Annotated in this window: 24 protein-coding genes and 1 pseudogene; 7 read left to right on the forward strand and 18 right to left on the reverse strand. The window is 70.3% G+C overall.

Going from position 1 to position 24,657, the window contains the following annotated elements:
* Nucleotides 1–12: 12 nt before the first annotated feature.
* From ACU6XJ_RS06495 to sigE, 3 genes are read right to left on the reverse strand one after another with little or no spacing between them, the layout of a single operon-like run.
* Complete coding sequence (locus ACU6XJ_RS06495) at nt 13–1,551, reverse strand: S1C family serine protease (protein WP_476307636.1); 1,539 nt, start codon at nt 1,549–1,551, stop codon at nt 13–15.
* Nucleotides 1,552–1,600: 49 nt separating this feature from the next.
* The gene (locus tag ACU6XJ_RS06500) at nt 1,601–2,293 is read right to left on the reverse strand and encodes a zf-HC2 domain-containing protein (RefSeq protein WP_476307637.1); all 693 of its coding nucleotides are present in this window, start codon (nt 2,291–2,293) and stop codon (nt 1,601–1,603) included.
* A complete protein-coding gene (gene sigE, locus ACU6XJ_RS06505) occupies nt 2,290–2,871 on the reverse strand; it encodes an RNA polymerase sigma factor SigE (RefSeq protein ID WP_476313823.1) in 582 nt (193 codons plus the stop codon). Before sigE ends, ACU6XJ_RS06500 begins: the two co-directional genes overlap by 4 nt.
* A 335-nt stretch (nt 2,872–3,206) precedes the next feature.
* Here sigE and ACU6XJ_RS06510 point away from each other — a divergent pair, with 335 nt between their 5' ends.
* On the forward strand, nt 3,207–3,842 hold the full coding sequence (locus tag ACU6XJ_RS06510; RefSeq protein WP_476313825.1) for an O-methyltransferase: 636 nt from the start codon (nt 3,207–3,209) through the stop codon (nt 3,840–3,842).
* Here the strand turns inward: ACU6XJ_RS06510 and glgC are convergent.
* On the reverse strand, nt 3,839–5,056 hold the full coding sequence (gene glgC, locus ACU6XJ_RS06515) for a glucose-1-phosphate adenylyltransferase (RefSeq protein ID WP_476307639.1): 1,218 nt from the start codon (nt 5,054–5,056) through the stop codon (nt 3,839–3,841). The two genes, ACU6XJ_RS06510 and glgC, sit on opposite strands and share 4 nt — an antisense overlap.
* A 138-nt stretch (nt 5,057–5,194) precedes the next feature.
* Between glgC and glgA the strand changes: the two genes are divergently transcribed.
* Nucleotides 5,195–6,352, forward strand: coding sequence for a glycogen synthase (glgA, locus tag ACU6XJ_RS06520; RefSeq protein WP_476307640.1), 1,158 nt, complete (start codon nt 5,195–5,197; stop codon nt 6,350–6,352).
* A gap of 7 nt (nt 6,353–6,359) precedes the next feature.
* Here glgA and ACU6XJ_RS06525 read toward each other — a convergent pair.
* A pseudogene (locus ACU6XJ_RS06525) lies at nt 6,360–7,469 on the reverse strand (MFS transporter); the annotation flags it as partial.
* A 64-nt stretch (nt 7,470–7,533) separates the two neighbouring features.
* Here ACU6XJ_RS06525 and ACU6XJ_RS06530 point away from each other — a divergent pair.
* Nucleotides 7,534–8,463 carry a LysR family transcriptional regulator gene (locus ACU6XJ_RS06530; RefSeq protein WP_476307642.1) on the forward strand — a complete coding sequence of 310 codons (930 nt, stop codon included), beginning with the start codon at nt 7,534–7,536 and terminating at the stop codon, nt 8,461–8,463.
* A 1-nt stretch (nt 8,464) separates the two neighbouring features.
* Here the strand turns inward: ACU6XJ_RS06530 and ACU6XJ_RS06535 are convergent, their stop codons facing one another.
* Together ACU6XJ_RS06535 and ACU6XJ_RS06540 are read right to left on the reverse strand one after the other, a co-directional pair.
* Nucleotides 8,465–9,916 (reverse strand): leucyl aminopeptidase, encoded by a 1,452-nt coding sequence (locus tag ACU6XJ_RS06535; protein ID WP_476307644.1) that lies wholly within the window; start codon nt 9,914–9,916, stop codon nt 8,465–8,467.
* Between the two features lie 157 nt (nt 9,917–10,073).
* On the reverse strand, nt 10,074–10,241 hold the full coding sequence (locus ACU6XJ_RS06540; RefSeq protein ID WP_476307646.1) for a DUF3117 domain-containing protein: 168 nt from the start codon (nt 10,239–10,241) through the stop codon (nt 10,074–10,076).
* Nucleotides 10,242–10,493: 252 nt separating this feature from the next.
* Here ACU6XJ_RS06540 and ACU6XJ_RS06545 point away from each other — a divergent pair, with 252 nt between their 5' ends.
* Together ACU6XJ_RS06545 and ACU6XJ_RS06550 are read left to right on the forward strand one after the other, a co-directional pair.
* A complete protein-coding gene (locus ACU6XJ_RS06545) occupies nt 10,494–11,285 on the forward strand; it encodes a PaaX family transcriptional regulator (RefSeq protein ID WP_476307647.1) in 792 nt (263 codons plus the stop codon).
* A gap of 27 nt (nt 11,286–11,312) precedes the next feature.
* Entirely contained in the window at nt 11,313–12,098 is a 786-nt protein-coding gene (locus ACU6XJ_RS06550; RefSeq protein ID WP_476307649.1) for an enoyl-CoA hydratase/isomerase family protein, read from the forward strand.
* On the opposite strand, the gene ACU6XJ_RS06555 is transcribed toward ACU6XJ_RS06550, so the two are convergent.
* The 11 genes from ACU6XJ_RS06555 to ACU6XJ_RS06605 all read right to left on the reverse strand — a co-directional run bounded on the left by ACU6XJ_RS06555 (nt 12,095) and on the right by ACU6XJ_RS06605 (nt 21,933).
* The gene (locus ACU6XJ_RS06555) at nt 12,095–13,720 is read right to left on the reverse strand and encodes an alkaline phosphatase D family protein (protein ID WP_476307651.1); all 1,626 of its coding nucleotides are present in this window, start codon (nt 13,718–13,720) and stop codon (nt 12,095–12,097) included. The genes ACU6XJ_RS06550 and ACU6XJ_RS06555 overlap by 4 nt on opposite strands.
* A gap of 27 nt (nt 13,721–13,747) precedes the next feature.
* Nucleotides 13,748–14,326 (reverse strand): DNA-3-methyladenine glycosylase I, encoded by a 579-nt coding sequence (locus tag ACU6XJ_RS06560; RefSeq protein WP_476307653.1) that lies wholly within the window; start codon nt 14,324–14,326, stop codon nt 13,748–13,750.
* Complete coding sequence (locus ACU6XJ_RS06565; protein ID WP_476307655.1) at nt 14,323–14,775, reverse strand: SRPBCC family protein; 453 nt, start codon at nt 14,773–14,775, stop codon at nt 14,323–14,325. Before ACU6XJ_RS06565 ends, ACU6XJ_RS06560 begins: the two co-directional genes overlap by 4 nt.
* Nucleotides 14,772–15,158, reverse strand: a complete 387-nt coding sequence (locus ACU6XJ_RS06570; protein WP_476307656.1) for a DivIVA domain-containing protein — start codon at nt 15,156–15,158, stop codon at nt 14,772–14,774. Before ACU6XJ_RS06570 ends, ACU6XJ_RS06565 begins: the two co-directional genes overlap by 4 nt.
* Nucleotides 15,155–15,559: a PadR family transcriptional regulator gene (locus ACU6XJ_RS06575; RefSeq protein WP_476307658.1), complete on the reverse strand. Its 405-nt coding sequence runs from the start codon at nt 15,557–15,559 to the stop codon at nt 15,155–15,157. The genes ACU6XJ_RS06570 and ACU6XJ_RS06575 overlap by 4 nt, the downstream gene beginning before the upstream one ends.
* Before the next feature lie 271 nt (nt 15,560–15,830).
* Nucleotides 15,831–16,790: a glucosyl-3-phosphoglycerate synthase gene (locus ACU6XJ_RS06580; protein WP_476307660.1), complete on the reverse strand. Its 960-nt coding sequence runs from the start codon at nt 16,788–16,790 to the stop codon at nt 15,831–15,833.
* A gap of 23 nt (nt 16,791–16,813) precedes the next feature.
* Nucleotides 16,814–17,110, reverse strand: coding sequence for a DUF3040 domain-containing protein (locus ACU6XJ_RS06585; protein WP_476307662.1), 297 nt, complete (start codon nt 17,108–17,110; stop codon nt 16,814–16,816).
* Nucleotides 17,111–17,223: 113 nt separating this feature from the next.
* Nucleotides 17,224–17,928, reverse strand: coding sequence for a TIGR02391 family protein (locus ACU6XJ_RS06590; RefSeq protein WP_476307664.1), 705 nt, complete (start codon nt 17,926–17,928; stop codon nt 17,224–17,226).
* 251 nt (nt 17,929–18,179) lie between these two features.
* Nucleotides 18,180–20,177 (reverse strand): S8 family serine peptidase, encoded by a 1,998-nt coding sequence (locus ACU6XJ_RS06595; RefSeq protein ID WP_476307665.1) that lies wholly within the window; start codon nt 20,175–20,177, stop codon nt 18,180–18,182.
* A 215-nt stretch (nt 20,178–20,392) separates the two neighbouring features.
* Entirely contained in the window at nt 20,393–21,154 is a 762-nt protein-coding gene (locus tag ACU6XJ_RS06600; RefSeq protein WP_476307666.1) for an LOG family protein, read from the reverse strand.
* A gap of 14 nt (nt 21,155–21,168) precedes the next feature.
* Nucleotides 21,169–21,933, reverse strand: coding sequence for an alpha/beta hydrolase (locus tag ACU6XJ_RS06605; protein WP_476307668.1), 765 nt, complete (start codon nt 21,931–21,933; stop codon nt 21,169–21,171).
* Nucleotides 21,934–22,365: 432 nt separating this feature from the next.
* Here ACU6XJ_RS06605 and sfnG point away from each other — a divergent pair, with 432 nt between their 5' ends.
* Together sfnG and ACU6XJ_RS06615 are read left to right on the forward strand one after the other, a co-directional pair.
* Nucleotides 22,366–23,481: a dimethylsulfone monooxygenase SfnG gene (gene sfnG, locus ACU6XJ_RS06610; protein WP_476307669.1), complete on the forward strand. Its 1,116-nt coding sequence runs from the start codon at nt 22,366–22,368 to the stop codon at nt 23,479–23,481.
* Nucleotides 23,478–24,647 carry an SfnB family sulfur acquisition oxidoreductase gene (locus ACU6XJ_RS06615; protein WP_476307670.1) on the forward strand — a complete coding sequence of 390 codons (1,170 nt, stop codon included), beginning with the start codon at nt 23,478–23,480 and terminating at the stop codon, nt 24,645–24,647. The genes sfnG and ACU6XJ_RS06615 overlap by 4 nt, the downstream gene beginning before the upstream one ends.
* Nucleotides 24,648–24,657: the final 10 nt, after the last annotated feature.

A 24,657-nucleotide genomic window follows, 5' to 3' on the forward strand; every position in this document is an offset into this window, starting at 1 on the left:
AGTTGTGCCGAGTTAGTCCGACTGGAGCGTGGCCTGGAGGGTCAGCTCGCGGCCTTGGCGCACAACGACGATCGGCACACTCTCGCCGATCTTGTGGTTGGACACCGCGACGTGCAGTTCGTTGGCGCTGCCGATGGGGCGGTCGGCGACCTTGATGATCACGTCGCCGTCCTGGACGCCCGCTTTCTCCGCCGCGCCGCCCTGGCGGACGTTCTGGACCTGCGCGCCGTCGGAGGTGCCGTCTGTCACCGACTTCACGTTCACGCCCAGCTCCGCGTGCTTGACCTGACCGTCCCGGATCAGGCCCTCGGCGATGCGCTTGGCGTGGTCGATGGGGATGGCGAAGCCGAGGCCGATCGAGCCGCCCTGCTCGCCCGAGCTGGCGATGGCGGTGTTGATGCCGACAACGGCGCCGCTGGAGGCGACCAGCGCGCCGCCGGAGTTGCCGTGGTTGATCGCGGCGTCGGTCTGCACCGCGTCGATCACGGTGGCCTGCCCCGATCCGTCGCCGCCGAGCGCGACCGGGCGGCGCAGGGCGCTGACGATACCGGTGGTGACGGTCTTGGCCAGTCCCAGCGGGGAGCCGATGGCGATCACGGTGTCGCCCACCGCGAGGTCGGCGGACTTGCCGAGTTGGGCGACGGTGAGGTTGTCCACATCGACCTTGAGCACCGCGAGGTCGGACTTGGGGTCGCGGCCCACGATGCGTGCCGCCACCCGCTTGCCGTCGTGGAAGATCGCGTCGAGTTTGGCGTCCTTGGCCTCCGCGGCCATCTCCACCACGTGGTTGTTGGTCAGCACGTAACCGGCCTTGTCGATCACCACGCCGGAGCCGCCCGCGCCCTGGTCGCCGATGCGGATCTCGATGGACACCACGGCGGGGACCACGCGGTTGGCGACGTCGGCGATGGAGCCGGGCGCGCGGTCGCGCACCGGTTCCACCTGGGCCAGCGTGGCATCGGGGTCGGTGAGCGGGTTGTCGCCCTCCGCGGTGAGCCTGCCGAGCAGGCCGCCGACCGCGGCGACGGCGAGGACGGCGACGAAGAAGGCCGCCACCGCCTTGGGTTGCAGCCTGCGGCCGAAGATCAGCTCGCGGATGCCCAGCCGGGCGCCGGTGCCGGTGGCCTTGGCGGGGCCCGCGTCGTCCTCCCGCAGCGCGGGGGGACCGATCACGGCGCTGGCCGCCGGGTCGCGCCACGGGTCGAGGTCGGCGTCGCGCCCCCACAGCGCGGGCTCGGCGTCGGAACCGGCGGGCCCTCCTGGTGGGCGCTGCAAAGTCTCGGGGGCCCTGGCGGGACGGCCGAAGGCGGAGGCCAGCGCTTCCGGCGGCGGCGCGGCGCGGTGGACGCCGTTGCCCTCGACGACGCGGTCACCCGCGGCGAAGGCGCCCTCGACGCCGTCGGGGCGACCGAAGACGGCCTCCTGCGCGGGATCGACCTGCGGACGGTCGAGGCTCCGAGGGGACAGGCGGTAGCCGTTGCCGCCCGTCTCGGGGGGCTCCGGCCGCCACTCGGCACCCTGCCCGGCCGCGTTGGTGGTCTGCTGGCTCATCGAGTCAAGGGTGCCTGGCCGTCGGTGAAGTCTGCGTAGCGGGGCGCGCTCAGCGGCCGGTCGGGGACGGCGGTGCCGGGCTCGTGGTGGTGGTCGAGGACGTGACCGGGGTCGACACCACCGGCTCCGCCCCGCCGAAGCGCGCGTTGAGCTGGCCGGGGGCGACCACGCCGAGGCGGGCGCCGTCGCCGCTGGGCGCCGCGGGCGGGGTGCCGGGCTCGCCGCCGTCGGTGAGCTCGGTGGGGACGACGAAGGCCAGTGCGCCGAGCACCAGTCCCGTCATCGCGATGCCGACCGCGTGCCGGGACCGGTTGCCGCGGGGCTTGCCGCCCAGCACGTTCGGGCCGGTGCCCAGCGGGTCGGTCGAGCCGAAGGGCTGCGCGGCGCCGAATCGGCGCTCGGGCGAGCCGAAGTCGCCCGCCTTGCCGGGGCGCTGCACGGCGAAGACCTGGCCGTGGGCGTCCACCGCCAGCGGCGGGCCGGAAAGGTCGAGGTCGGTGTGCTGCGGGATGTTCCGCAGCGATTCCAGCAGCCCCAGCGGCATCATCGGCGCACCCGCGGAGGCGACGGCCGAACGGGCCTGGCGCTGGGCCGCGGCCTCGGCCGCACAGGACGGGCACCGCGCGAGGTGCGAGGCGGCACGGTCGTGTGCCGTCGCCGACAATTCGCCGTCGACGAACGCCACGATCGCGTCCGTCGCCAGGTGCTGCTCAGGAAGTGCCCACCCGCGCAGCTTCGTCATGCGTACTCCTCCATGGAGGTCTCGGCCTGGCGGCGCTCCAGCGCCAGCTTCAGCGCTTGGCGACCGCGGTGAATCCTGCTTCGGACGGTGCCCAGCTTCACGCCGAGGGTCGCGCCGATCTCCTCGTAGGACAGGCCTTCCACGTCACACAGTACGACGGCGGCGCGGAACTCCGGGCTGAGCTCGTCGAGCGCGGCCTGCAGGTCCGGGTTCAGCCGGGCGTCCACGTAGACCTGCTCCGGGCTCGGGTCGTTGCCCGACAGCCGGTCGGTGTCCTCCGGCAGGGCCTCCATGCGCAGCCGCGCCTTGCGGCGGGCGGAGTCCAGGAACAGGTTGGTGGTGATGCGGTGCAGCCAGCCCTCGAAGGTGCCCGGCTGGTACGAGGCCAGCGAGCGGAAGACGCGGATGAACGTCTCCTGGGTGAGGTCTTCGGCGTCGTGCTGGTTACCGGTGAGCCGGTAGGCCAGTCGGTACACCCGGTCGGCATGCTCACGCACGATCGCGTCCCAGGACGGTGGCGTCCAGGCGACGGTCTCCGTGCCCTCTGCTGGGGCCAGTGCGGCTGTCGACTGCGGCATCGGACTGGTGTGCACCTCTGTCTCCATATCGGGGTGCCCCGCCTCTCTCGGCGGAGCACTCACTGGCTTCAACGACCGGGTCCGGTCCAGTTGTTCCCGTGCTCCCACGTTTCACTCCCGTCACCGCGGGTGGGCACTCCCCTGCCCACCCATGACTCACGCGATCGGCTGCGCCGAGGTTGCACGAGATTCCCGCGTGTGATCCAGACTCTGCCCGACCCGGGTGTGGTGGGGGTGAGAACGGGCTGAGAGCAGCCTGAGAATCACGGTTGCCACCCGTTGGGGCGCGCCGCTGCTGCCGGTCCGGCCGCGCACCGCTAACCTCACGTCTCGTGATGCCGGGAGCCGCCGCCGGGGTACGTGACTACGTGGAGAACTACCTCGCCGAAGACGAGGTTCTCCAGGCTGCGCGGGCACGGGGTGAGGAACTCGGCTGCATCCCGATCCAGCCCGCGGGCGGCGCGACGCTGCGCTTCCTCGCCGCCACCCTGCAAGCCAAGGCCGTGGTCGAGGTCGGGACGGGGGCGGGCACCAGCGGGCTGTGGCTGTTCAAGGGCATGGCCGCCGACGGGGTGCTGACCTCCATCGACGTTGAGCCCGAGCACCAGCGCTACGCCCGGCAGGCGTTCAACGAGGCCGGGGTCGCCACCGGGCGGGCCAGGCTGATCCTGGGCCGCGCGCTGGACGTGCTGCCCCGGCTGACCGACGCCGCCTACGACCTGGTGTTCGTGGACGCGGTGAAGACCGAGTACCCGCGCTACCTGGAGGAGTGCGTCCGGCTGCTGCGCCCCGGCGGGGTGGTGGCGCTGGACAACGTGCTGTGGCGCGGCACCGTCGCCGACCCTGAGCAGCGCGGCGCCGATGTGATCGCGCTGCGCGAGGTGGCCCGGATGGCCCGCGATGACGAACGGCTCGCCCCGGTGCTGCTGCCGGTGGGCGACGGGCTGCTGGTCGCGGCGCGGATCGCCTAGTCCACTCGGGCGTTCTTGCCGAGCACGACCACGCCGTTGGGGCTGATGGTCCACCGTTCGCGGTCGCGGTCGGGATCGACGCCGATCTCGGCGTTGTCGGCGACCACCACGTTCTTGTCCAGGATCGCGCGGCGCACCACCGCGCCCTTGCCGATGCGCACACCCGGGAGCAGGACGCTGCCCTCCACCTGGGAACCGGCCTCCACCACCACATCGGAGCTGATCACCGAGTGGTCCACCGAGGCACCGGAGATGATCGAGCCGGGGCCGACGATGGACTCCTTGGCGTGGCCGCCCTGGACGAACTTGGCGGGCGGCAGCGGCGGCATCGCGGTCCTGATCGGCCAGGCCTTGTTGTAGAGGTTGAACACCGGATGCACCGACACCAGGTCCAGGTGCGCGTCGTAGTAGGCGTCGATGGTACCGACGTCGCGCCAGTAGCCGCGGTCGCGTTCGGTGGCGCCGGGCACGTCGTTGCTGCTGAAGTCGTACACCGCGGCCTCACCGCGGCCCACCAGCTGCGGGATGATGTCGCCGCCCATGTCGTGGTCGGAATCGCGGTGCGCGGCGTCCTGCTTCAACGCGTCCAGCAGCATCTCGGTGGAGAACACGTAGTTGCCCATCGAGGCGAAGCTGGCCTCGGGGTCGTCGGTCACCGCGGGCGGATCGGCGGGCTTCTCCAGGAAACTGGTGATCCGGCCGCTCGCGTCGGCGTCGATGATCCCGAACGCGGAGGCCTCCCCGCGCGGCACCCTGATGCCCGCCACCGTGACCCCGGCGCCGGAGGCGATATGCGCGTCCACCATTTGCGAGGGGTCCATCCGGTACACGTGGTCGGCGCCGAAGACCACGATGTGGTCGGGGTTCTCGTCGTGCACCAGGTTCAGCGACTGGTAGATCGCGTCCGCGCTGCCGGTGTACCACCGCGGCCCGAGCCGCTGCTGGGCGGGCACCGGGGTGATGTACTGCCCCATCACGCTGGACAGCCGCCAGGTGGTGGAGATGTGCCTGTCCAGCGAATGCGATTTGTACTGCGTAAGCACGCAGATCTTCGCGAGCCCCGCGTTGACCAAATTGGACAGCACGAAGTCGATCAGTCGGTAGTTGCCGCCGAATGGCACCGCGGGCTTGGCACGATCAGCCGTCAGGGGCCACAGCCGCTTACCTTCTCCGCCCGCGAGGACGATCCCAAGGACGTGAGGCTGGCCCTTCACAGTTGGTGACACTAGTCGCGCGAGAGGCGGGCGGCCACCTCAGCGTGGCTCTGCTTACCGCTCTGTCGTACAACGTTCACCCCCGGGCAGCACCACCTGCTGTGCCGTTGCCCGCCGCGGGGACTAGCGTTCCTGTCCGTGCACATCGGCCTGTTGACCCGTGAGTACCCACCGGAGATCTACGGCGGCGCCGGGGTGCACGTCGGCTATCTCGTGCCGCGGCTGCGAGAATTGGTCGAGGTCGCGGTGCACTGTTTCGGCGACGACCGCGCCGACGCCACCTGCCATGCCGAGCAGCCCGACCTGGCGGGGGCCAACGCCGCGCTGCGCACGCTGTCGGTGGATCTGTCCATGGTCAACGCGGTGGCGGGTGCCGATCTCGTGCACTCGCACACCTGGTACGCCAACCTCGCCGGGCACCTGGCGAAGCTGCTGTACGGGATTCCGCACGTGATCACCGCGCATTCCCTTGAGCCGCGGCGCCCGTGGAAGGCCGAGCAGCTGGGTGGCGGGTACCGGATCTCCTCCTGGGTGGAGCGCACCGCCTACGAGCACGCCGACGCGATCATCGCGGTGAGCGAAGGCATGCGGGCCGATGTGCTGGACTGCTACCCGTCGCTGAACGCCTCGTGTGTGCACGTGGTGCGCAACGGGATCGACACCGAACTGTTCCGGCCGGTGCAGGAGACCGACGCGTTGACCGCGCTCGGCATCGACCCGGAGCGGCCGAGTGTGGTGTTCGTCGGACGGATCACCCGCCAGAAAGGGCTGCGACACCTGATCGCCGCCGCGCACGAGATCGACCCGTCGGCGCAGCTGGTGCTGTGCGCGGGCGCGCCGGACACACCGGAGATCGCGGCGGAGACCGCCGACGCGGTGGAGCGGCTGCGGGCCGCACGGGGCGACGTGCACTGGGTGCGCAAGATCCTGCCGCTGCCGGAACTGCGCCAGGTGCTCTCGCACGCCACCGTGTTCGTCTGCCCCTCGGTGTACGAGCCGCTGGGCATCGTGAACCTGGAGGCGATGGCCTGCGGCACCGCGGTGGTCGCTTCCGACGTCGGAGGCATCCCGGAGGTCGTGGAGCATGAGCGCAACGGGCTGCTGGTGCACTACGACGAGCACGACCTGACCGGCTACGAGCGTGGGCTGGCGGCGGCGGTCAACGCGCTGGTGGCTGATCCGCGGCGGGCCGCGGAACTGGGCGCGGAGGGCAGGCGGCGAGCGGTGGCGGAGTTCTCCTGGGAGACCGTTGCCGAGCAGACGGTCGCGGTGTACCGGCGCGCGCTGCACCGGTGAGGCCCACCAGCAGCGCCGCGGCGAGCAGCCAGCCCAGCAGCAGCACGACCACGCCCGGCCAGCCCCAGCGCTGGTAGCCGAGACTGCCCGCGGTGCCGCCGAGGCTGCTGCCGAGGTAGAAGCACAGCAGGTAGCAGCCGGGGGCGAGCGCGTTGCCCATGGTGCCGATCCAGCCGCTGGCCACCGCATGGGTGGCGAAGAAGCCGCCGGTGAACACCGCGATGCCGGTGAGCAGCAGCGGCAGCGAGCCGGGCAGCGTGACCGGCAGGCCCAGCGCCATCAGCGCCAGCGCGGTGAGCAGCACGCGGCGGCGACCGTGCCGGTCGGCCAGCCTGCCCGCGGTGGCCGCCGCGTAGCCGCCGATGGCGTAGCCGAGGAACACCAGCGCGGCCAGTCCCGGCCGCAGCCCGAACTCCGGGCCCGCCAGCCGGAAGCCGATCACGTTGTACACCGCCACCATGCAGCCGCTGGCCAGCGTGATGCACCCGTAGAGCACCAGCAGCGAGCGGTCGGTGAGCGCGGTGCGCCAGCCTGCCGCCGCCGGTCGCGGGGTGCCCGCGCCGCGGGGCAGCAGGACGACCGCGACCGCCATCAGCGCCAGGCACAGCAGGTCCACGGTGAGCAGACCGAGCCGCCAGCCGAGCAGGTCGCCCGCGGCGCCGGTGGCGATCCGGCCGGTCATGCCGCCGAGCGAGTTGCCCGCGACGTAGGCGCCCAGCGCCTTGCCGAGGTGCTCGCGCGGGATCTGCGCGGCAAGATGGGCCATGGCGACCACGTGCAGCCCGGCGAGCGCGAGGCCCTGCAGCACGCGGACGGCGGTGAGGGCGGGCAGCGTGTCGGCGAAGGGCAGCAGCACGCCGAGCAGCGCGGCGGCCACCATGGCGGCGAGCAGCACCCTGCGGTTGCCGACCCGGCGGGCCAGCAGCGCCATCGGCAGCACGGCCAGCCCGATCGCGCCGGTCGCGGCGGTGACCAACAGGCTCGCGGCGGCGGGTCCGAGACTCAGTTCGGTCGCGGCTTGAGCGAGTACCGCCTGCGGTGCGTATAGAAGTGCGAACCCGGACAAACCCGCGGTGAACAGAGCCGTGGTGACGCGTCGTTGCTCCGGGAGCAGCATGGGTTCCGACGCTAGGAAAACGCTATTGATACGTCCAATACACGGATACGGTCATACTCATGCGGTGGCGTATGAATCGCCGGAGGTAGACGAGACCGAGCAGGTCATCGCGGAGCTGGCCCCCGCGCTGGCCCTGCTGCGCGCGGTCGGCGATGAGACCCACATCACCCGCGCGGCGCAGCGGCTGGGCATCCCGCAGCCCACGGCGAGCCGCACCCTGGCCAAGATCGGCCACCTGATCGGCGCGCCCGTTGTGGTGCCCGACGGCCGGGGGGTCCGGCTCAGCCGGGCGGGCAAGCTGCTCGCTGAGGCCGCCGACGAGGCCATGCGGACTCTGGAGGCCGGGGCTCGGGCGGCGTTGGAGGAGGTGCACCCCGGCCGGGGTCACGTGGTGCTGGCGTTCCTGCACACGCTGGGCAACTACCGGGTGCCCGCGCTGCTGCGGGCCTTTCGGGCGGAGCACCCGGGAATCCGGTTCAGCCTGATCCAGGCCTCCCACGACGAGATGATCACCCGCACCCGCAGCGGCGAGGTCGACCTGTGCCTGTCCTCGCCGCGACCGCAGGACGACACCGGCTTGGCCGCCGCGCCGTGGCACCGCCAGCCGCTGACGCTGGCCGTGCCGCCGACCCACCGCCTGGCGAACAGGCACCGGGTGCGGCTGGCGGAACTGAAGGACGAGGAGTTCGTCGCCACCCGGACCGGCTTCGGGCTGCGGCAGATCTTCGACGAACTGTGCGCCGAGGCGGGCTTCACCCCGAAGCTGGCCTTCGAGGGCGAGGAGGTCGACACCCTGCACGGCCTGGTCGCCGCGGGCCTCGGCCTCGCGCTGCTGCCGCCGATCGAGCACCTGCGCACCGGCGATGTGGCGATGGTGGACCTTGACCCGCCCGCGAACCGCACGGTGTGGATGATCTGGCCCGCCAACCGCGCCCTGCCGCCCGCCGCCCGCCTGTTCAAGGAGTTCACCCTGTCCGCGGGCAAAACCCCGTGAGTCAGCAGTACGAAGCCGCCAGTTCGATGAGGGTGCGGGCGGCGAAGCCGGTGGCGCCGGGGGTGACCTCGGCGTAGGGCTTGTCGGCGCGGGCCGGTCCCGCGATGTCCAGGTGCGCCCACGGCACGTCGGCGGCGAAGTGGCGGAGGAACAGGGCCGCCGTGATCGCGCCGGGGGTGCCGGGGGTCTGCTTGAGGTCGGCGATCTCGCTGTCGACCAGGTCGAGGTGGTCCTCCAGCAGCGGCATCCGCCACCAGCTTTCGCCCACCCTGGCGCCCGCGGCGGTGACCCGCTCCGCCAGTTCGGTGTCGGTGGCGAAGAACCCGCCGGTCCGCACGCCGAGGGAGACTTTCATCGCGCCGGTCAGCGTCGCCACGTCCACCAGCACGTCGGGTTCGAGGTCGGCCACGGCGTAGGCCAGCGCGTCGGCCAGCACCATGCGGCCCTCGGCGTCGGTGTTGTTCACCTCGGTGGTGGTGCCGCCGTAGTGGGTGACCACATCGCCGGGGCGGTAGGCGGTGCCCGAGACGTGGTTCTCCGCGCTCGGCACCAGACCGGTCACCCTGACCGGCAGGTTCAGCGCGGCGATGGCGCGCAGGGCGGCGATCACCGCGGCGCCGCCGGACATATCGGTGCGCATCAGGTGCATGCCTTCGGCGGGCTTGATGGAGATGCCGCCGGTGTCGAAGGTGATGCCCTTGCCGACCAGCACCAGGTGCGTATCGGCTTTGCTCGGCCGCCAGGCCAGTTCGATCAGCCGCGGCGGGCGGGTGGAACCGCTCCCGACGGCGAGCACCCCGCCGAAGCCGTGCTTGGCCAGCCACTTCTCGTCCCGCACCGTCACGGTCAGGCCGCCGTCGGCGACCGCGGCGGCCTGCGCGGCCAGCCAGGCCGGGTCCTTGATGTTGGACGGCGCGTTGGCCAGGTCCCTGGCAAGGGCGGTGGCCGCGGCCAGCCGCATGCCGCGCTCCACGGCCTCGGCGAGGCTGTCGCCCTGGGCCAGCAGCTCGACGGCCTCCAGCCGGGCGGGCGGCTCCGCGGCGGTCACCTTGAACGTGTAGCCGCCCAGCGCCAGGCCCAGAGTGAGCGCGCCCACACTGTCGGCGCCGGTGTCCGCGGGCAGCTGCGCCTGGATCGTGGTCGGCGCGTCGTCCAACGCGCGCACCTGCTCGTTGACGGCGCGGACCAGGCCCGCACCCGCCGACCGCCAGTCACGTTCGGCGCCGTCCCCCAGACCGACCAGCCATACCGGACCATCCTGAGTGGACACACAGGTGGTCTGTCCCGCCTTGGCGGAGAAGTCGGCCGCGGCCGAGAGGTCGATGCCTTCGACCTCGACCACACCGTCCTCTGTGGATGGCACCAGAATCGCCCTCGGTGTGCCGTCCTCGCGGCCTGCGGCGAGTCGCACCTCGGTCAGCGGGGTAGGCACGGTCAGAACAGCGGTCGGCACGCGGGCACCTCCTTGATCGTGGGATGTCCCACAGTGAAGCCCCGGCTCCGAGGACACTCTCGCTGCGAGCCGGGGCAAGACTGGAATCTCATTATTGCGCCGAAACTCGGCGGGAAAGTGGTGCGCGGCTCGTCAACGACGTGAGGAGCCAGGCCGATCAAGCGGTAGCGGCCTGCAGGGCGTCGCCCAGCTGGCTTGCCTCCTCCTGCGACATCTCGACGACAAGACGCCCGCCACCCTCAAGCGGGACGCGCATCACGATGCCGCGGCCCTCCTTCGTCACCTCGAGGGGACCGTCGCCGGTCCGGGGCTTCATGGCCGCCATTGCGTGCTCCCTCCGTCAACTGTGCCGACCCGCGGTGCCTGCCCGGCACCCCGAGTACCGGTCTATTCTCCCCCATCCGGACGCAGCACGAAAACCGAACCGATCACTTCGTGCTGAGTGGACACTCCACGCGGGTGAGGAGAGCCGCCGCGTGGCGGGTCGATCACGCTGTGCGGCGGTAATGCGATAGACCATTCCGCGTAGGGGAGCGCAATTGTCTCTTTGCCTCCGGGGCTGACAGACTTGCCGAGTATGCGAGCTCGGTCGGCGCTATTCGACATTTACGGCGGGCACCTGCGTTCCCGCGGGGGCGCCGCGACCATCGCCGCTCTCGTCCGGTTGTTCGAGCCGCTCGGCTTCACCGCCCCCGCGGTGCGGACCGCGGTGTCCAGGACGGTCCGGCAGGGCTGGCTGGAACCGGTCAAGCTGGCCGACGGCCCCGGCTACGCGCTGACGGCGCGAGCCGAGCGGCGCATCGACGAGGCCTCGGCACGCATCTTCCGCACCCGACCCGCCACCTGGGACGGCCGCTGGCACGTCGTTGTGCTGGAGGACGCCCCCGCCCGGCAGGCCCGCGACCGGCTGACAGGTTCGCTCCAACTGCTCGGCTACGGCTGCCTCGGACCGGTGACCTGGGTCGCCCCGCGCCCCGCCCCTGAACTGGCCGATGTGCTGGCCGCGGAGGGGGTGGCGGCGCGGATCTTCCACGGCGAGCACGACGGCGACGACATCGAGCTGTCCAGCACGGCCTGGGACCTGACCGCGCTCGGCCAGGACTACGCCGACTTCGTCGACGAGTGGGAACCCCGCATCACCGAGGTGGACCCGACCGCGGAGGCGGCGGCGTTCGGTGCGTCACAGCGGCTGCTGCACGCCTGGCGGAAGTTCCTGTTCCGCGACCCGGGACTGCCCGCACAGTTGCTTCCGGCGGAATGGCCGGGTAAGCAGGCGGCAGAGTTCTTCGATCACCACACCGCACGTCTTTCGGAGGCGACGAACCGATTCGTCGACTCCTGCCTTGAGGGGCCCGCTCGGGAGGGCTGAGCCCCGCGAAGGGGAGGTCACACCGCCGTGTCCGAGCTGCTCGTCTCCGATTCCGCCGGGGTTCGCACGCTGACCCTGAACCGCCCCGAGGCCTACAACTCGCTGACCACCGCGCTGAAGGAGCAACTCATCGCCGAGGTGAGCAGGGCGGCCACGGCGGACACGGTGCGGGCCGTGGTGATCACCGGGGCGGGCAAGGCGTTCTGCGCGGGCCAGGACCTCAAGCAGCACGTCGAAATGTTGCAGGCCGACGACCCCGCCCCGCTGCGGACCGTGGAGGAGCACTACAACCCGCTCATCCAGGCCGTGGTGACGGCACCCAAGCCGGTCATCGCCGCGGTCAACGGCATGGCGGCGGGCGCGGGCGCATCCCTGGCCTACGCCTGCGACCTGAGGGTCTGCTCGGCCTCGGCGAAGTTCCTGATGGCCTTCGCGGGCGTCGGGCTGTCCGCGGACTCCGGGGCGTCGTGGACGCTGCAGCGGCTGGTCGGCTATGGCCGGGCCATGGAGTTGCTGATGCTGGCCGAGCCGGTGACCGCGGAGCGGGCGCTGGAGGTGGGCATGGTGAACCGGGTGGTGCCCGACGGCGAGGCGCTGACCGCCGCCACCGAACTGGCCACCCGCCTCGCGGCGGGCCCGACCACGGCCTACGCCAAGATCAAGGAAGCGATGCTGGCCGCGGGCGGCGCGGACCTCACCGCCGCGCTGGCCGTGGAGGCCCGCACCCAGAACGAGGCGGGCGAGACAGCGGACCACCGCGAGGCCGTCGACGCCTTCGTCGCCAAACGCAAGCCCACCTTCACCGGCCACTAGCCGGGGTTCGTGCCCACCAGGGTCTCGTCGACGACCTCGTCGAGACGGACCGCGTCGCCGTCGGCGATGGCTCGCTCGAAGCGCACCGCGGCGGAGCGGCCGTCCAGGGTGAGGGTGGCGATCTCGTTGCCGCCATAGGGGCCGGAAAGCTTTTCCCAGGTCACCGGCCACCTCGGCACGCCGATGCGACGACCCCAGGCGGCGAAGGCCGCGCCGAGGATCTTGGACCAGCCCAGGTGGAAGGCGGGCCGCAGCACCTTGGGTGGCTCGTTGTGCACGGGCGAGCAGGTCAGCTGGACGACGCGGGTGGAATCGGGCTGGGCACCGTCGAAACGCGCCTCCGCGAGATAGCTGTGGTGCACATCACCGGACAGCACGCACACCGTGGCCGGTGCCCTGCGTTGCGCGACGTCGCGGATCACGGCGGTGAGCCGGTCGAAGGAGTCGCGGAACGCCGCCCAATGTTCGAGGTCGGCGGCCTGGCGCTGCCATTCGCCCCACCTGCCGCGGCGGCCCGGCCGCGCGCAGGCGACCTCGTTGGCGGCCTGTAGGTGCGCGATGACGTGCGGCAGCAGCCAAGGCAGCGAGGAGCCGATCAGCAGGTGGTCGTAGTCCCCGCGGACGCTGTCCTCCAGCCAGGCGAAGTCGGACTCACCCAGCATGGCGCGACCGCTGTCCAGGACGCGGCCGCACCGGGTGTCCAGCATGATCACCCGGGTGCGGCCGAAATCGCGCCGATAACTCCACCGCACCGGCTTGTGGCGATCGCGCTCGGAATCGGCCAGTTCGGCGAGTTCATGCAGCAGCGGCAGCACATCGCCGCCCGCGGCAATGATCTTCTGGTAGACGGAATCGTTGTCCAATTCGGACGGTGAGAGGTTGCCCAGGTGTTGGTAGACCCAATAGGACGCCAGCCCGCCGCGAATTCGGTCTTTCCACCAGGGGTGTTCGGCCATTTGCCGCCGCCATGCCGCCGAGGTGTTCCAGTCATCGCGAATATCGTGATCGTCGAAGATCATGAGACTGGGCACGGTGGAAAGAAACCATCGAATGTCCGATTCGGACCAGGTTTCGGCGTAGAGCCGCCCATATTCGGCAAAGTCGATGACTTCATTGCCCGGCCGGTCGGTATCGGCGTGCCGAGCGGCCAGCCAGGCCCCGACCGCGGGGGTGAGTTCGTCGGCGTAGACCTGGTCGCCCAGCAGCGCGATGGCGTCCGGCCACCGCTCCTCCGGCAGACCCGCCATCCGGGTGGCGTAGGCGTCCAGCGCGTCCGGCCCCAGCCGGTCCACCTCGCCGACCGTCACATGCTTCGCGGCCCGGCAGGAGCCGAACAGCAGCCGCAGCGGACCGCCGTCGGGGGTGCGGATGCTGCTCGGCGGATACGGCGACTCCGCGGGTGGCCAGACCTGCTCGCCGTCCAGACGCACCTGGTACTCGGTGCGGCTGCCGGGCGCCAGTCCGGTGATCACCACGAGCGCGAAGTGCTGCTCCCCCACTTGGAACGTCCGCGCGGACGCCCCGGCGGCCTCCACCTCACAGGCCCGGTCGGTCTCCACCCACACCGTCGCCGACGTCTCGTCGACGAACCTGAGCAGTGGCCCCAGTACAAGCTCCGTCACGCGGCCCGATGGTAGCCGGCATACGTCTCATCGACGCCAACATTGCGCGAGATGGTCGTTCACCATGCCGGTTGCCTGCATCAACGCATAGCACGTTGTCGGGCCGACGAAAGCGAAGCCGCGCTTCTTCAGATCACGCGCCATCGCGATGGACTCCGGTGTCTTCGCGGGCACGTCGGTCAGCAGCCTCGGGACGGCGCGGTCGCCGTCGGGGGCGTAGGACCACAGCAACTCATCCAGCGGCACGTCCAACTCGGCGACGGCGCGGGCGTTGCGGATGGTGGCCTCGATCTTGGCGCGATTGCGGATGATGCCCGCGTCGGCCAGCAGCCGGTCGGTGTCCCGCTCGCCGAAGGCCGCCACCTTCTCGGGGTCGAACCCGGCGAAGGCGCGGCGGAAGTTCTCCCGCTTGCGCAGGATCGTCAGCCAGGACAGCCCCGACTGGAACGCCTCCAGCGACAGCCGTTCGTAGAGCGCGGCGACGCCGCGCAGCGGCACTCCCCACTCGGTGTCGTGGTAGGCGGTGTAGTCGGGGGCGGACAGCCCGCCCCAGGGACAGCGCTTGCGGCCGTCCTCGCCGACGGCGACGTCGCCAACGTCAGTCACGTGCGATAACCCTCGCAGAATCGGGCGAACCTGGACAGCGACCACTGCACGCCGGCGCGGAAGAGCGGTCCTGCCACCACCCAGCCGAGGCGGCCCGCGGCCCCCAGCGGCAGATCCAAGCACTCACCCCAGACAAAAACCGAGGACGCCTCGCCGGTGGGCAGCACCTCGAACAGCCCGGTGCCGCGGACGACCCGCCCGGTGTGCAGCACCTCGCAGCACCGCGGCGCGTCCCAGGTGGTGATCCGCATGGTGTCGGTGAACCCCAGCGGCCCGATCCCGGTGACGGCGGCCAGTTCCGAGCCGACGCTCGCCCCATCGCCCGCGGTGACCCGCACGGTCGTGCCGGGCATCCACTCGCCCTGCCGGGTCCAGTCGGTGGCCGCGGCCCAGGTCACCTCGGCCGGGGCGGCCACCTCGACGGTCAGTCGCAGCTCGACATCGCTCACTGGGCCGATTCTGGCCGAGCCTCGGGGGGGCTGCCCGACGGAGCGCTCTCCTGGAAGGCCCATGGCGTGCTGTTGTTGCCGGACTCGTGCGCGGCGAGTCGGCGCTCCAGTTCGGACACCCTGGTGCGCAGCCCGTCCACTTCGTCGGCGACCCGGCCCAGGGCCCAGTCCACCTCGGACATGCGGTAGCCGCGGACCGCCTGCTGGAAGCGGAGCTTGCGGATATCGGTGCCGCTCACCTCGCGTGCGGGCAGCTGGGTGGGGGTGGCGCCGGGCGGCAGCGGGCCGAGTTCCTCACCACGGCCGAACACCGTCGCGGCCAGCACGTAGACAACCGCCGCCACGAACACCATGACGACGAGGTAGATCAGCGCAGTGGTCACGGTGCAGATCGTGGCATGAAGCGGGCGACAGCACCTACCGCCCTGGCCTTGGCCTCGGGTGAGCGGGGCTGCGGCGGCACCACTTTCGCACCGAGCACCCCCTCGATGACGGCGATGAACTCCCGCCAGGCCAGCCGTTCCGCGGCCAGCGCACGCTCGCCCGACACGGTCAGCCGGTAGGTGCGCCGCTGTCTGCCCGCGACCGTTGTCCAGTCGCTGCGCACATGTCCTGCCCGCTCGAGCCTGCGCAGTGCCGGGTAGACAGTCCCGGTTGGCAGGTCGAGTACACCACTGCTGCGCGACTGCAGCGCCTCGATGATCGCGTAGCCGTGCAGTGGACCACGATCCAGGGTGGCCAACAGCAGAGCGTCGAGATGCCCACGTAACGCGTCCGACCTCACGGAGGGAGAGTGTAGGAGCCCGCTTCCGGCTGCGTAGCGTGGCTACGCATCAGTCGTTCGGCCGCACCGTGATACCGGCATCGGGATGATTGTCTGCGTCGTTGTGCCGCCCCAAGATCATCCAACTCACCGCGTCAGTGAATATTCACTACCGACGGTGAGCCAACTCGGCGGGAGTTCACTCTGCGGAACGCTCCGGTGGCCCTATAGCGGACACCAGCGTCCCCTGGTATTTGCGGAACGCCACCAAGAAAGCGCTGTTTCCCGAGCGCTAGATCCCGTTGCCGATCGCCGGATGAGGTCGTGAAGCCGCGAGTATTTCCCGCATGGGAGGCCGATCGGCCAGCAAGACCTCCGTGGTCAGCGGCAGCCATTCACCCGCTACCTGGGTGAACTGGGTGAAGCCCGCCGATCGGGTGTCGGTGATCCCGCAGCGGGCCAGCAGCGTGCCCAGCACCTGCCGGGACATCACGCCCAACTCGGCCAGTGTGCGGTTGCGGTGCTTGCGCACCCCCAGGTTGACCTGCGCGATCGCGTCCAGTCCCCGGTGGCGCGCCGCGTCGAGGAGCAGCCCGATCTCCACTCCGTAGCCCGCGGCGAACGGCACCGAGAGCAGGAATTCGCGGGTGGCGGCGTACTCGCCGCCCAGCGGCTGGATCACCCCGGACAGCTCCGGCGCCAACGCGCCCAGCAGTGGTCGCGCCATCAACTCGGTCACCCGGCCGCCGTCTTCTGCGGCGTTCTCCAGTCGCAGCGGCCGCCGGTAGAAGCCCTTGACCAGCGCGATGTCGTTCTCGGTGAGCAGCGGGCCGAGCAGCGACGGCACGAACGCGGGGTCGAAGTCGACCAGGTCGGCGTCCACGAAGACCACCAAGTCGCCACTGGTGACGGCCAGCGAACGCCACAGCACCTCGCCCTTGCCGGGCAACGGCGCGAGGTCCGGCAGCGCCTGCTCACGGCTCACCACTGTCGCTCCGGCCGCCGCGGCCCGCTCGGCGGTGGCGTCGGTGGACCCCGAGTCAAGCACCACCAACTCGTCGACCAGCGGGTCCGGACCGGCGGTAAGGGGCTTGATGGCGGCCACGATGGGCCCGACGGTGTCCTGCTCGTTCAGCGCGGGCAGCACGACGCTGACGCTGCGACCGGCCTTGGCCGCACGCAGGGCACCCACCGTCCAGCCCGGCTCCTGCCAGGTCCGGCGGCTGAACCAGTCCGCTGCCTCCGCACGCATGCAGCGGATCGTGTCATGTCGGGTCAATACGGGGAACGGGGCAGCCTGCCGCCGTGCGCGGCGTGGACCCGCCCGCGGTAGACGAACCCGGCGACACCGGCGACGCACAGCGCGACCAGCGACATGATCAGCCAGCCCGCCGCCCAGGAGAGTAGGAAGATCAGACCGGCCACGATCCCGATCACCATCGGCGGCAGACGGCCGTCCCCCGCGGGGCTGGCGGGTTCGCCCCTGCCGAGTGCCCTCGCGAAGGCGGGATCTTCCTCCGCGAAGCGCTGCTCGATCTCGGTCAGCCGGCGCCGATCGTCCTGGTTGAGCATCGGGCCTCCTAGGCGCAAGCAACGTGCGCTTGCACTTGGTGTGACCCGCGATCCGCGTCCTCAAACCTGGGTTGTGGCGTTCAACCCGTTGTGCCGCTTGCCGTTATCGAGCGTCAGTCCTCGGCGAACCGGGCCTCGCACTCGTCGATCCAGCCCGCCAGCACGCTGAACAGGACGAGGTAGTCGAAGGATGCCTGCCTGCACCACTCCTCGTCGTCATAGGCGGCGACGGTGCGCAGGCCCGAATAGCAGACGCGTGCGAGATTGACCGCGGCCGCCGTTCTGCTTCGCCAACTCGGAGCACGGGGATCACCGGGAAAGCGCAGCTTGACCTCATTCCCGGTGGGTCGCTCCTGGCCGAATGCGAACTCCACCAACCGCATTTCATTGAAGCGCGCGGTGTGAACTTTTCGCTGGATCAGGTCATTGACCGTCCGCGCCGCGGCGGCTACCGCGTCGGCGTAGTGGCCGCTTTGCCATCGAACCGCGCCCGCGTTGGCCACGGCGGGATGCAGCCAGGAAAGCTGGTACAGGTGCTCCAGCATCGGCGGCATCGCGGGCGGCTGGTGATACTGGCTTGTCGAGCGGACGAGCCACCGCACCAGCACGGCGACGCCGTAGGCCAGCGGGCCGACCAGCGCCGCTGCGGCCAGCGAGAGGAAGACCTTCTCACCGGTGGACGCGGGTTCGGCGACCGATGAGGTGAACAACGCGCCATAGGTGATGAACGCCGCCGCACCTCCGGTGATCCACGGTCCCAGATTGGCCCGGAAATGAGGTGCGTTCGGTTGAACGTTCCACCCAACCTGGCCTGCCACGGTTTGCCCCGGGTGGTTGAACATGCGACGAACTCCAAAAGCCTCAAGCGGTTGCGGCCATTTCGGACATCTGGCGCAGAAGGTTAACCGAGGCTTGATCGAGTGCTACCGGAATTCACCCTGGTAATTCTGAAATCACTCGACCGGATTTATATTGCGTGCTTCCTCAAGCAAATTCTATTGCGCGAATACGGCCGGTGCACGACGGCGACCCCGCCGGATGAGCGGGCTCGCCGTCGAGCGGATCAGCTTCAGGTGATGGTCAGAGAGAATGTGCTGCTGCCGGTCTTGTCACCGGACTTGGCGTTCACCGTGATCGTGTAGGTGCCCGGCGCGGCCGAGGACCAGGAGAACACGGTGATCCGCGACGTGCCGCCCGCGTTGACCTGCTGCGGGTTGAACCAGACCGACACCCCGCTTGGCGCGCCCGCGGTGCTCAGGGTGATCGCGTCCGCCCCGTTCGCGGTGACCGACAGGTCGCCGAACTGGCCGCGGGACAGCGTCAGCGCGCTCTTGGTCAGGCTCAGGCCGAGCGGGCCTGCGGTTGGCTCGCCCACCACCAGTTCCACGGTGGCGGTGCGGGTACCGCTGGCGCCCTTGGCCTCGACGGTGACCTTGTGGGTGCCCTTCGGGGTCGACGAGGTGGTGGCCACCGTGATCTTGGTGGACTCACCCGAGGAGATCGCCTCCGGGGCGAACGACGCGGTCGCACCGGCGGGCAGGCCCGCGGCGGACAGCGTGAGCTGCTGGGCCTCACCGCGGACGGTGGTGGTGTTCACCGTTGCCGATGCGGAGTCACCGGGCTTGGCGACCTTGAGCTGTGCGGGGTCGGCGGCGATGGAGAACTCCGGACCCTGCTCGGCACCCTTGACGGCCTTCAAGGCGTCGGTCAGGCCGTCACCGAAGAAGGAGTTGTTGGTGGCGGGCCCGGTGCAGTTGGGGCTGCCGTCCTTGGAGCACGGCCAGTCGGTCGCCTGCTCCACCAGCAGCTTGCGCAGTTCGGCCGGGGTGGCGGTCTTGTGCGTGCTGGCCAGCAGCGCGACCACACCCGCGACGTGCGGGGAGGCCATCGAGGTGCCGCTCTTGGTGCCGTAGCCGTTGCCGGGGGTGGTTGACTTGATGCCGTCGCCCGGCGCCGCCACGTGGATCTTGTTCAGGCCGTAGTTGGAGAAACCCGCCTTGCGGCCGGAGGAGGTGGTGGCGGACACGGCGACCACGCCGGGCACCTCACCAGGAACCTCGATGCACCGGTTGGTCAGGTTCGGCCGGTTGATCTTGGTGCCGTCGTTCGGGCTGGAGGAGTCCGAGCGCTTCTCCGCGGCCAGGTTGACGTTCTCGTTGCCCGCCGCCGCGACGTTGAGCACGCCGCCCTTCTCGGCGTACTGGGCGGCCCGCTTGACACCCTCGGCGATGGCGGCCTGGCCGGGGTCGTCGGGGCAGTTGTACAGCCACGGGTCGACGTAGTAGCTGTTGTTGGTGACCTTGAACTTGCGCTCGGCGGCCCACATGAAGCCGCAGATCACGTTCTCGCCGTAGAACCAGCTGTTGGCGCCCTCGCTGACCTTCACCGCGGCGATCTTCACGCCGGGCGCGACACCGATGATGCCCTTGCCGTTCTTGCCCGCGGCGATGGTGCCCGCGACGTGGGTGCCGTGGTCGTTGCCCGCCTCGCCGGACTTCGGCCGCCAGGAGCCCGCCGTCGTGTTGGCCTTGCCGCCGACACAGGAGACCGAGTTGGCCGCGTCGAAGTTGTCCTTGAGGTCCTCGTGCGTGTCGTCGACGCCGGTGTCCAGGACGCCCGCGATGACATCGCGGCTGCCGGTGGTGACCTCCCAGGCCTTGTCGGCGCCGATGGCCTTCATGTCCCACTCGACCGGCTCGGCGGCCTGCGACCGTGCGCCGAAGGTCTCGGTGGTTGGCTCCAGCATGCTCTTGCCGACCGGGCCTTCGAAGGTGCCCGCGAGCTTGGCGGTGCGGCTCTTGCCGACCTGCTGGACGCCGGTCACGCCCTTGATCTTGGACTCGAAGGCGGTGTCGGCCGAGTGCGCGACGATCACGCCGATCTTGTCGTAGGAGGCGTGCACCTTGCCGCTCTTGGCGATGGCGTCCTTGGCCGCGGTCGTGTCGTCCGGGGCGGTGATCACCAGGTAGGCCATGGTGTCGGCGAGTTGCGCCTTCGGTGCCGCGGCGACGGCGGGGGCCAGGGCGCCCACCAACCCGGCCGCGGCGAGCGCGGCGACGGCTGCCACCGTCCGAACCCGCCGACGATCTGATGCAGGGGTTTTCACGGCAATACTCCCGATTCGTCCGTGCACGCGGCGTGGGCCACGTGTCCACGGATTGGAAGCTAATTACCGAAACTCATTTCCGGTAGCCGTTTTCGGAGCAACTCTGTACCCAAAAATTGACAGTCGGTATTCGACTTTTTGACAGATTCTTCTGCCCCACGGGCCCATAACCTGGGCTAATGGGTCTCCTCCCAGGCCTGATAGGCCTTCTCCACGACGCCAACCGCATCATCGATGTCGTCGGTCAGATGGAGCAGGCCCATATCCTTCTCGGACAGTTTGCCGCCCGCGTGGACCGAATCGCGCAACCAGTCGTATAGCCCCTGCCAATAGGATTTGCCGAACAGGACGACCGGGAACTTGGTCACCTTCTTGGTCTGCACTAGGGTCAGCGCCTCGAACAGCTCGTCCAGGGTGCCGAAGCCACCGGGCAGGCAGATGAACGCCTGCGCGTACTTCACGAACATGGTCTTGCGGGTGAAGAAGTACCGGAAGTTCACCCCGAGGTCGACCCAGGGGTTGAGGCCCTGCTCGAACGGAAGCTCGATGCCGAGGCCGACCGACATCCCGCCCGCCTCCGAGCAGCCGCGGTTCACCGCCTCCATGGAGCCGGGTCCGCCGCCGGTGATCACCGAGAAGCCCGCCTCGGCCAACGCCGCGCCGAGCGAGCGGCCCAGCTCGTACTCGGGGTGGTCCCGCTGGGTGCGGGCCGAACCGAACACGGTCACCGCCCGAGGAAGCTCGGCCAGCGCGCCGAAGCCCTCCACGAACTCGGCCTGGATGCGCAGCACCCGCCACGGGTCGGTGTGCACCCAGTCCGACGGCCCCCGCGAGTCCAGCAGTCGCTGGTCGGTGGTGGTCGTCTCCTGGCTGCGCCCGCGGCGCAGGGTCACCGGCCCGCGCTGCTTCTCCCGCGGACGTTCGTCCTCGATGTCCATGGCTCCAACCCTAGCTAGAGGGTGGAACGCAGCGACGGCCGCAGGATCGGGACGCCGGTGCCCGCGGTCCGCAGCCGCTCCAGGAACTGCACGATCTCCGCCGCGACGCTGCGGGCGTGGGTGTCGTGCAGCACGTCGTGCCGCGACTCGTGCACCGTGACGAACTTCGACCAGCGCCAGCGGGCGGCGAGCATGCGGACCGTGAGCTGCTGGGACACGCCGTCGGAATCCCCGTGCAGCACCAGCGTCGGCGTGTCCAGGGTGCTGATCAGCGCCTGCCGGGACAGCTCCGGGGTGATCGGCTGGAGCAACTCGCCCTGCCGCAGGTGCCTGCCGGTCTCCTCGCGGGCGACCGGATCGGCCAGCCGCAGCGTCAACTCGTCCGGCCAGGGCAGCTCGTTGGGCAACCCGGCACCGTCCGGCCCCGGCAGCCCGGCGAGCACCAGACCCGCGAAGGCAAGCCCGCCCCTGGCCAGCTCGAGCGCGATCAACGCGCCGATGTCGGTGCCGAGCAGGAAGTGCGGCCCGGGCTGCTGCTGAAGTTCCTCCCGCAGCCGCGCCTCGATCGCGGCAGGCTCCGGGATGCCCGGCGAGCCGAAGGCGCGGACGCGGTAGCCGTCCAGGGTCAGCCTGGCGGCCAGCCGCTGGTAGCGGTCGGGATGTTCACCGCGGCCCGCCAACACGATGACCGTGCCACGGGCGGTGTTTGCCTCGGTGTCCCAGGTGGACAGTTGCGGACCGGCGAACCTGGTCCGTGCCGGAATCTCGGCGATGGACATGACACGCTCCTCGTTTCAGGTGGATTTGTCCGGGATTAGCGATCCGGACATCCGTCGGAATTCACCCTGAGCAAATCGAGGTGAATCCGTGCGACGAGCCGCGGGGAGCGGTACATACGACCAGGCTAGGAATCCGACGCGGGACGGTCAACCTATACCGACGGAATTGCATTACCCGGTCCGACATGGTGCAAGCAGGCTCACAGGCCGTTGACAGCGGCCCTCGTGGCTGCTCCCATGGGACACATGCGCAGCTCAGCGGTGCTGACCCGGCGGCGACACGTGGACTTCGTCCGTGTCGCGGCCCAGCGCTGTCGCCCCTGACGCCAGCATCGTCACCCTTTTTCCCGGCACCGCCCGCGGCGAGTCCGCATTCGGTTAACCGGCGATTCGCCATGCCTTTACACGCCTTTTTCTTTCTCTGGAGCTTTCATGTCCCTGACAGATCAGGATTCGTTGAAGTTCGCCTATTGGGTGCCCAACGTCAGCGGCGGACTCGTGGTCAGCAAGATCGAGCAGCGGACGGGCTGGGACTACGAGTACAACCGGAAGCTCGCGATTCTGGCCGAGAACAACGGATTCGACTACGCCTTGAGTCAAGTCCGCTACATGGCCAGCTACGGTGCGGACAAGCAGCACGAGTCGACCAGCTTCAGCCTGGCCCTGCTGCTGGCGACCCAGCGCCTCAAGGTGATCGCCGCGGTCCACCCCGGCCTGTGGCAGCCGGGGGTGCTGGCCAAGTTCGGCGCCACCGCCGACATCCTCTCCGGGGGCCGCTTCGCGCTGAACGTGGTGAGCGGCTGGTTCAAGGGCGAGTTCACCGCGCTCGGCGAGCCGTGGCTGGAGCACGACGAGCGCTACCGGCGCGCCGAGGAGTTCATCACCGTCCTGCGCAGGATCTGGACCGAGGACGCGGTGGACTTCGCAGGCGACTTCTACCGGATCCGCGACTTCACACTCAAGCCCAAGCCGCTACAGACCCCGCATCCGGAGATCTTCCAGGGCGGCAACTCCACCGCGGCCCGCGCGATGGCCGGTCGCGTCTCCGACTGGTACTTCTCCAACGGCAAGGACTTCGACGGCTTCACCGAGCAGGTCGCCGAGGTGTCCGCCGTCGCGCGGGCAGCAGCGCGCAAGGTCCGGTTCGGGCTCAACGGGTTCGTGGTCGCCCGCGACACCGAGGCCGAGGCCCGCGAGGTGCTGCGCGAGATCATCGACAAGGCCGACCGGGAGGCCGTCGAGGGCTTCGGCTCGGCCGTGAAGCAAGCCGGGAAGTCCACATCGGATGGCAAGGGCATGTGGCAGGACTCCGAGTTCGCCGACCTGGTGCAGTACAACGACGGTTTCCGCACCGGCCTGATCGGCACTCCGGAGCAGGTCGCGCACCGCATCGTGGAGTACCGCAAGCGCGGCGCCGACCTGCTGCTGCTCGGCTTCCTGCACTACCTGGAGGACGTGGAGTACTTCGGCAGCCGGGTGCTGCCCATCGTCCGCGAGCTTGAAGCCGACGCGGCGCGGCGCGAGCTGATCGTGACCGGCCAGCGGTGATCCGCGACGACGCCGAGGCGGTCGCCGTGGCCGCCGTCCTGTCGAAGGGCTTCGCCGAGCACGCCGCGGAGCGCGACGCCGCGCGGCGGCTGCCGAGAAACGAGGTGGAGGTGCTCTCCGCCAGCGGCCTGCTCGGCATCACGGTGCCGCGCGAGCACGGCGGCGCCGAGGTGTCGGCCCGCACCCTGGGCGAGGTGTTCCGGCTGCTCGCGGTGGGCGATCCGAACCTCGCGCAGATCCCGCAGACCCACTACCTGTACCTGCATGCATTGCGCGAGCAGGGCACCGCCGAGCAGCAGGCGTTCTTCTACGAACAGGCGCTGGCGGGCAAGCGGTTCGCCAACGCCCAGTCCGAGGCGGGCGGCAAGAACAGCCAGGACATCCGCACCCGGCTCACCGCCGAGGACGGCGGGCTGGTGCTGACCGGCACGAAGTTCTACAGCACCGGCGCGTTGTTCGCGCACTGGGTCTGCGTGCTGGCCCGCGACGACGACGGCGAACTGGTGATCGTCTACGTGCCTGCGGGCACTCCCGGCCTGACCGTGATCGACGACTGGAACGGCATGGGCCAGCGCACCACCGCCAGCGGCACCGTGCGGCTGGAGCGGGTGCGGGTCGAGCCGTGGCAAGTCATCCCACACCACCTGACGTTCACCCGCCCCCAGGTCTATGGCGCGCTCGCACAGCTCATGCACACCGCGATCGACGTCGGGATCGCCGGGGCGGCGCTGGCCGACGCCGCCGAGTTCGTGCGTACCCGCAGCCGCCCGTGGTTCGAGTCGGGGGTGGACTCGGCGGCCGAGGACCCGCTGCTGATCCAGCGCTTCGGCGAGTTGGGCATCCGCCTGCGGGCCGCGGAGGCGCTACTGGACCGCGCGGGCGCGGCCATCGACGCGGCACGCGCCGAGGAGACCGAGGACAGCACCGCGCTGGCCTCGATCACGGTGGCCAGCGCGAAGGCCTTCGCCGACTGGACCGCCAACGAACTGAGCGGTGCCCTGTTCGAACTCGCGGGCACCCGGTCCGCGCTGGACCTGCTGAACCTGCACCGGCACTGGCGCAACGCCCGCACGCACACCCTGCACGACCCGGTGCGCTGGAAGGTCCAGCACATCGGCCGATATGTCCTCAACGGCACCCCGCCGCCCCGACACGGGCTGCTCTGACCACGGAGGA

This window comes from Actinorectispora metalli, assembly GCF_056323685.1.

Coding starts and splice junctions, on each gene's coding strand:
- ACU6XJ_RS06495 (WP_476307636.1), bottom strand. CDS start 1,551: ATGAGCCAGCAGACCACCAACGCGGCCGGGCAGGGTGCCGAGTGGCGG.
- ACU6XJ_RS06500 (WP_476307637.1), bottom strand. CDS start 2,293: ATGACGAAGCTGCGCGGGTGGGCACTTCCTGAGCAGCACCTGGCGACG.
- sigE (WP_476313823.1), bottom strand. CDS start 2,871: ATGCCGCAGTCGACAGCCGCACTGGCCCCAGCAGAGGGCACGGAGACC.
- ACU6XJ_RS06510 (WP_476313825.1), top strand. CDS start 3,207: ATGCCGGGAGCCGCCGCCGGGGTACGTGACTACGTGGAGAACTACCTC.
- ACU6XJ_RS06540 (WP_476307646.1), bottom strand. CDS start 10,241: ATGGCGGCCATGAAGCCCCGGACCGGCGACGGTCCCCTCGAGGTGACG.
- ACU6XJ_RS06545 (WP_476307647.1), top strand. CDS start 10,494: ATGCGAGCTCGGTCGGCGCTATTCGACATTTACGGCGGGCACCTGCGT.
- ACU6XJ_RS06580 (WP_476307660.1), bottom strand. CDS start 16,790: ATGCGTGCGGAGGCAGCGGACTGGTTCAGCCGCCGGACCTGGCAGGAG.
- ACU6XJ_RS06585 (WP_476307662.1), bottom strand. CDS start 17,110: ATGCTCAACCAGGACGATCGGCGCCGGCTGACCGAGATCGAGCAGCGC.
- ACU6XJ_RS06600 (WP_476307666.1), bottom strand. CDS start 21,154: ATGGACATCGAGGACGAACGTCCGCGGGAGAAGCAGCGCGGGCCGGTG.
- ACU6XJ_RS06605 (WP_476307668.1), bottom strand. CDS start 21,933: ATGTCCATCGCCGAGATTCCGGCACGGACCAGGTTCGCCGGTCCGCAA.
- sfnG (WP_476307669.1), top strand. CDS start 22,366: ATGTCCCTGACAGATCAGGATTCGTTGAAGTTCGCCTATTGGGTGCCC.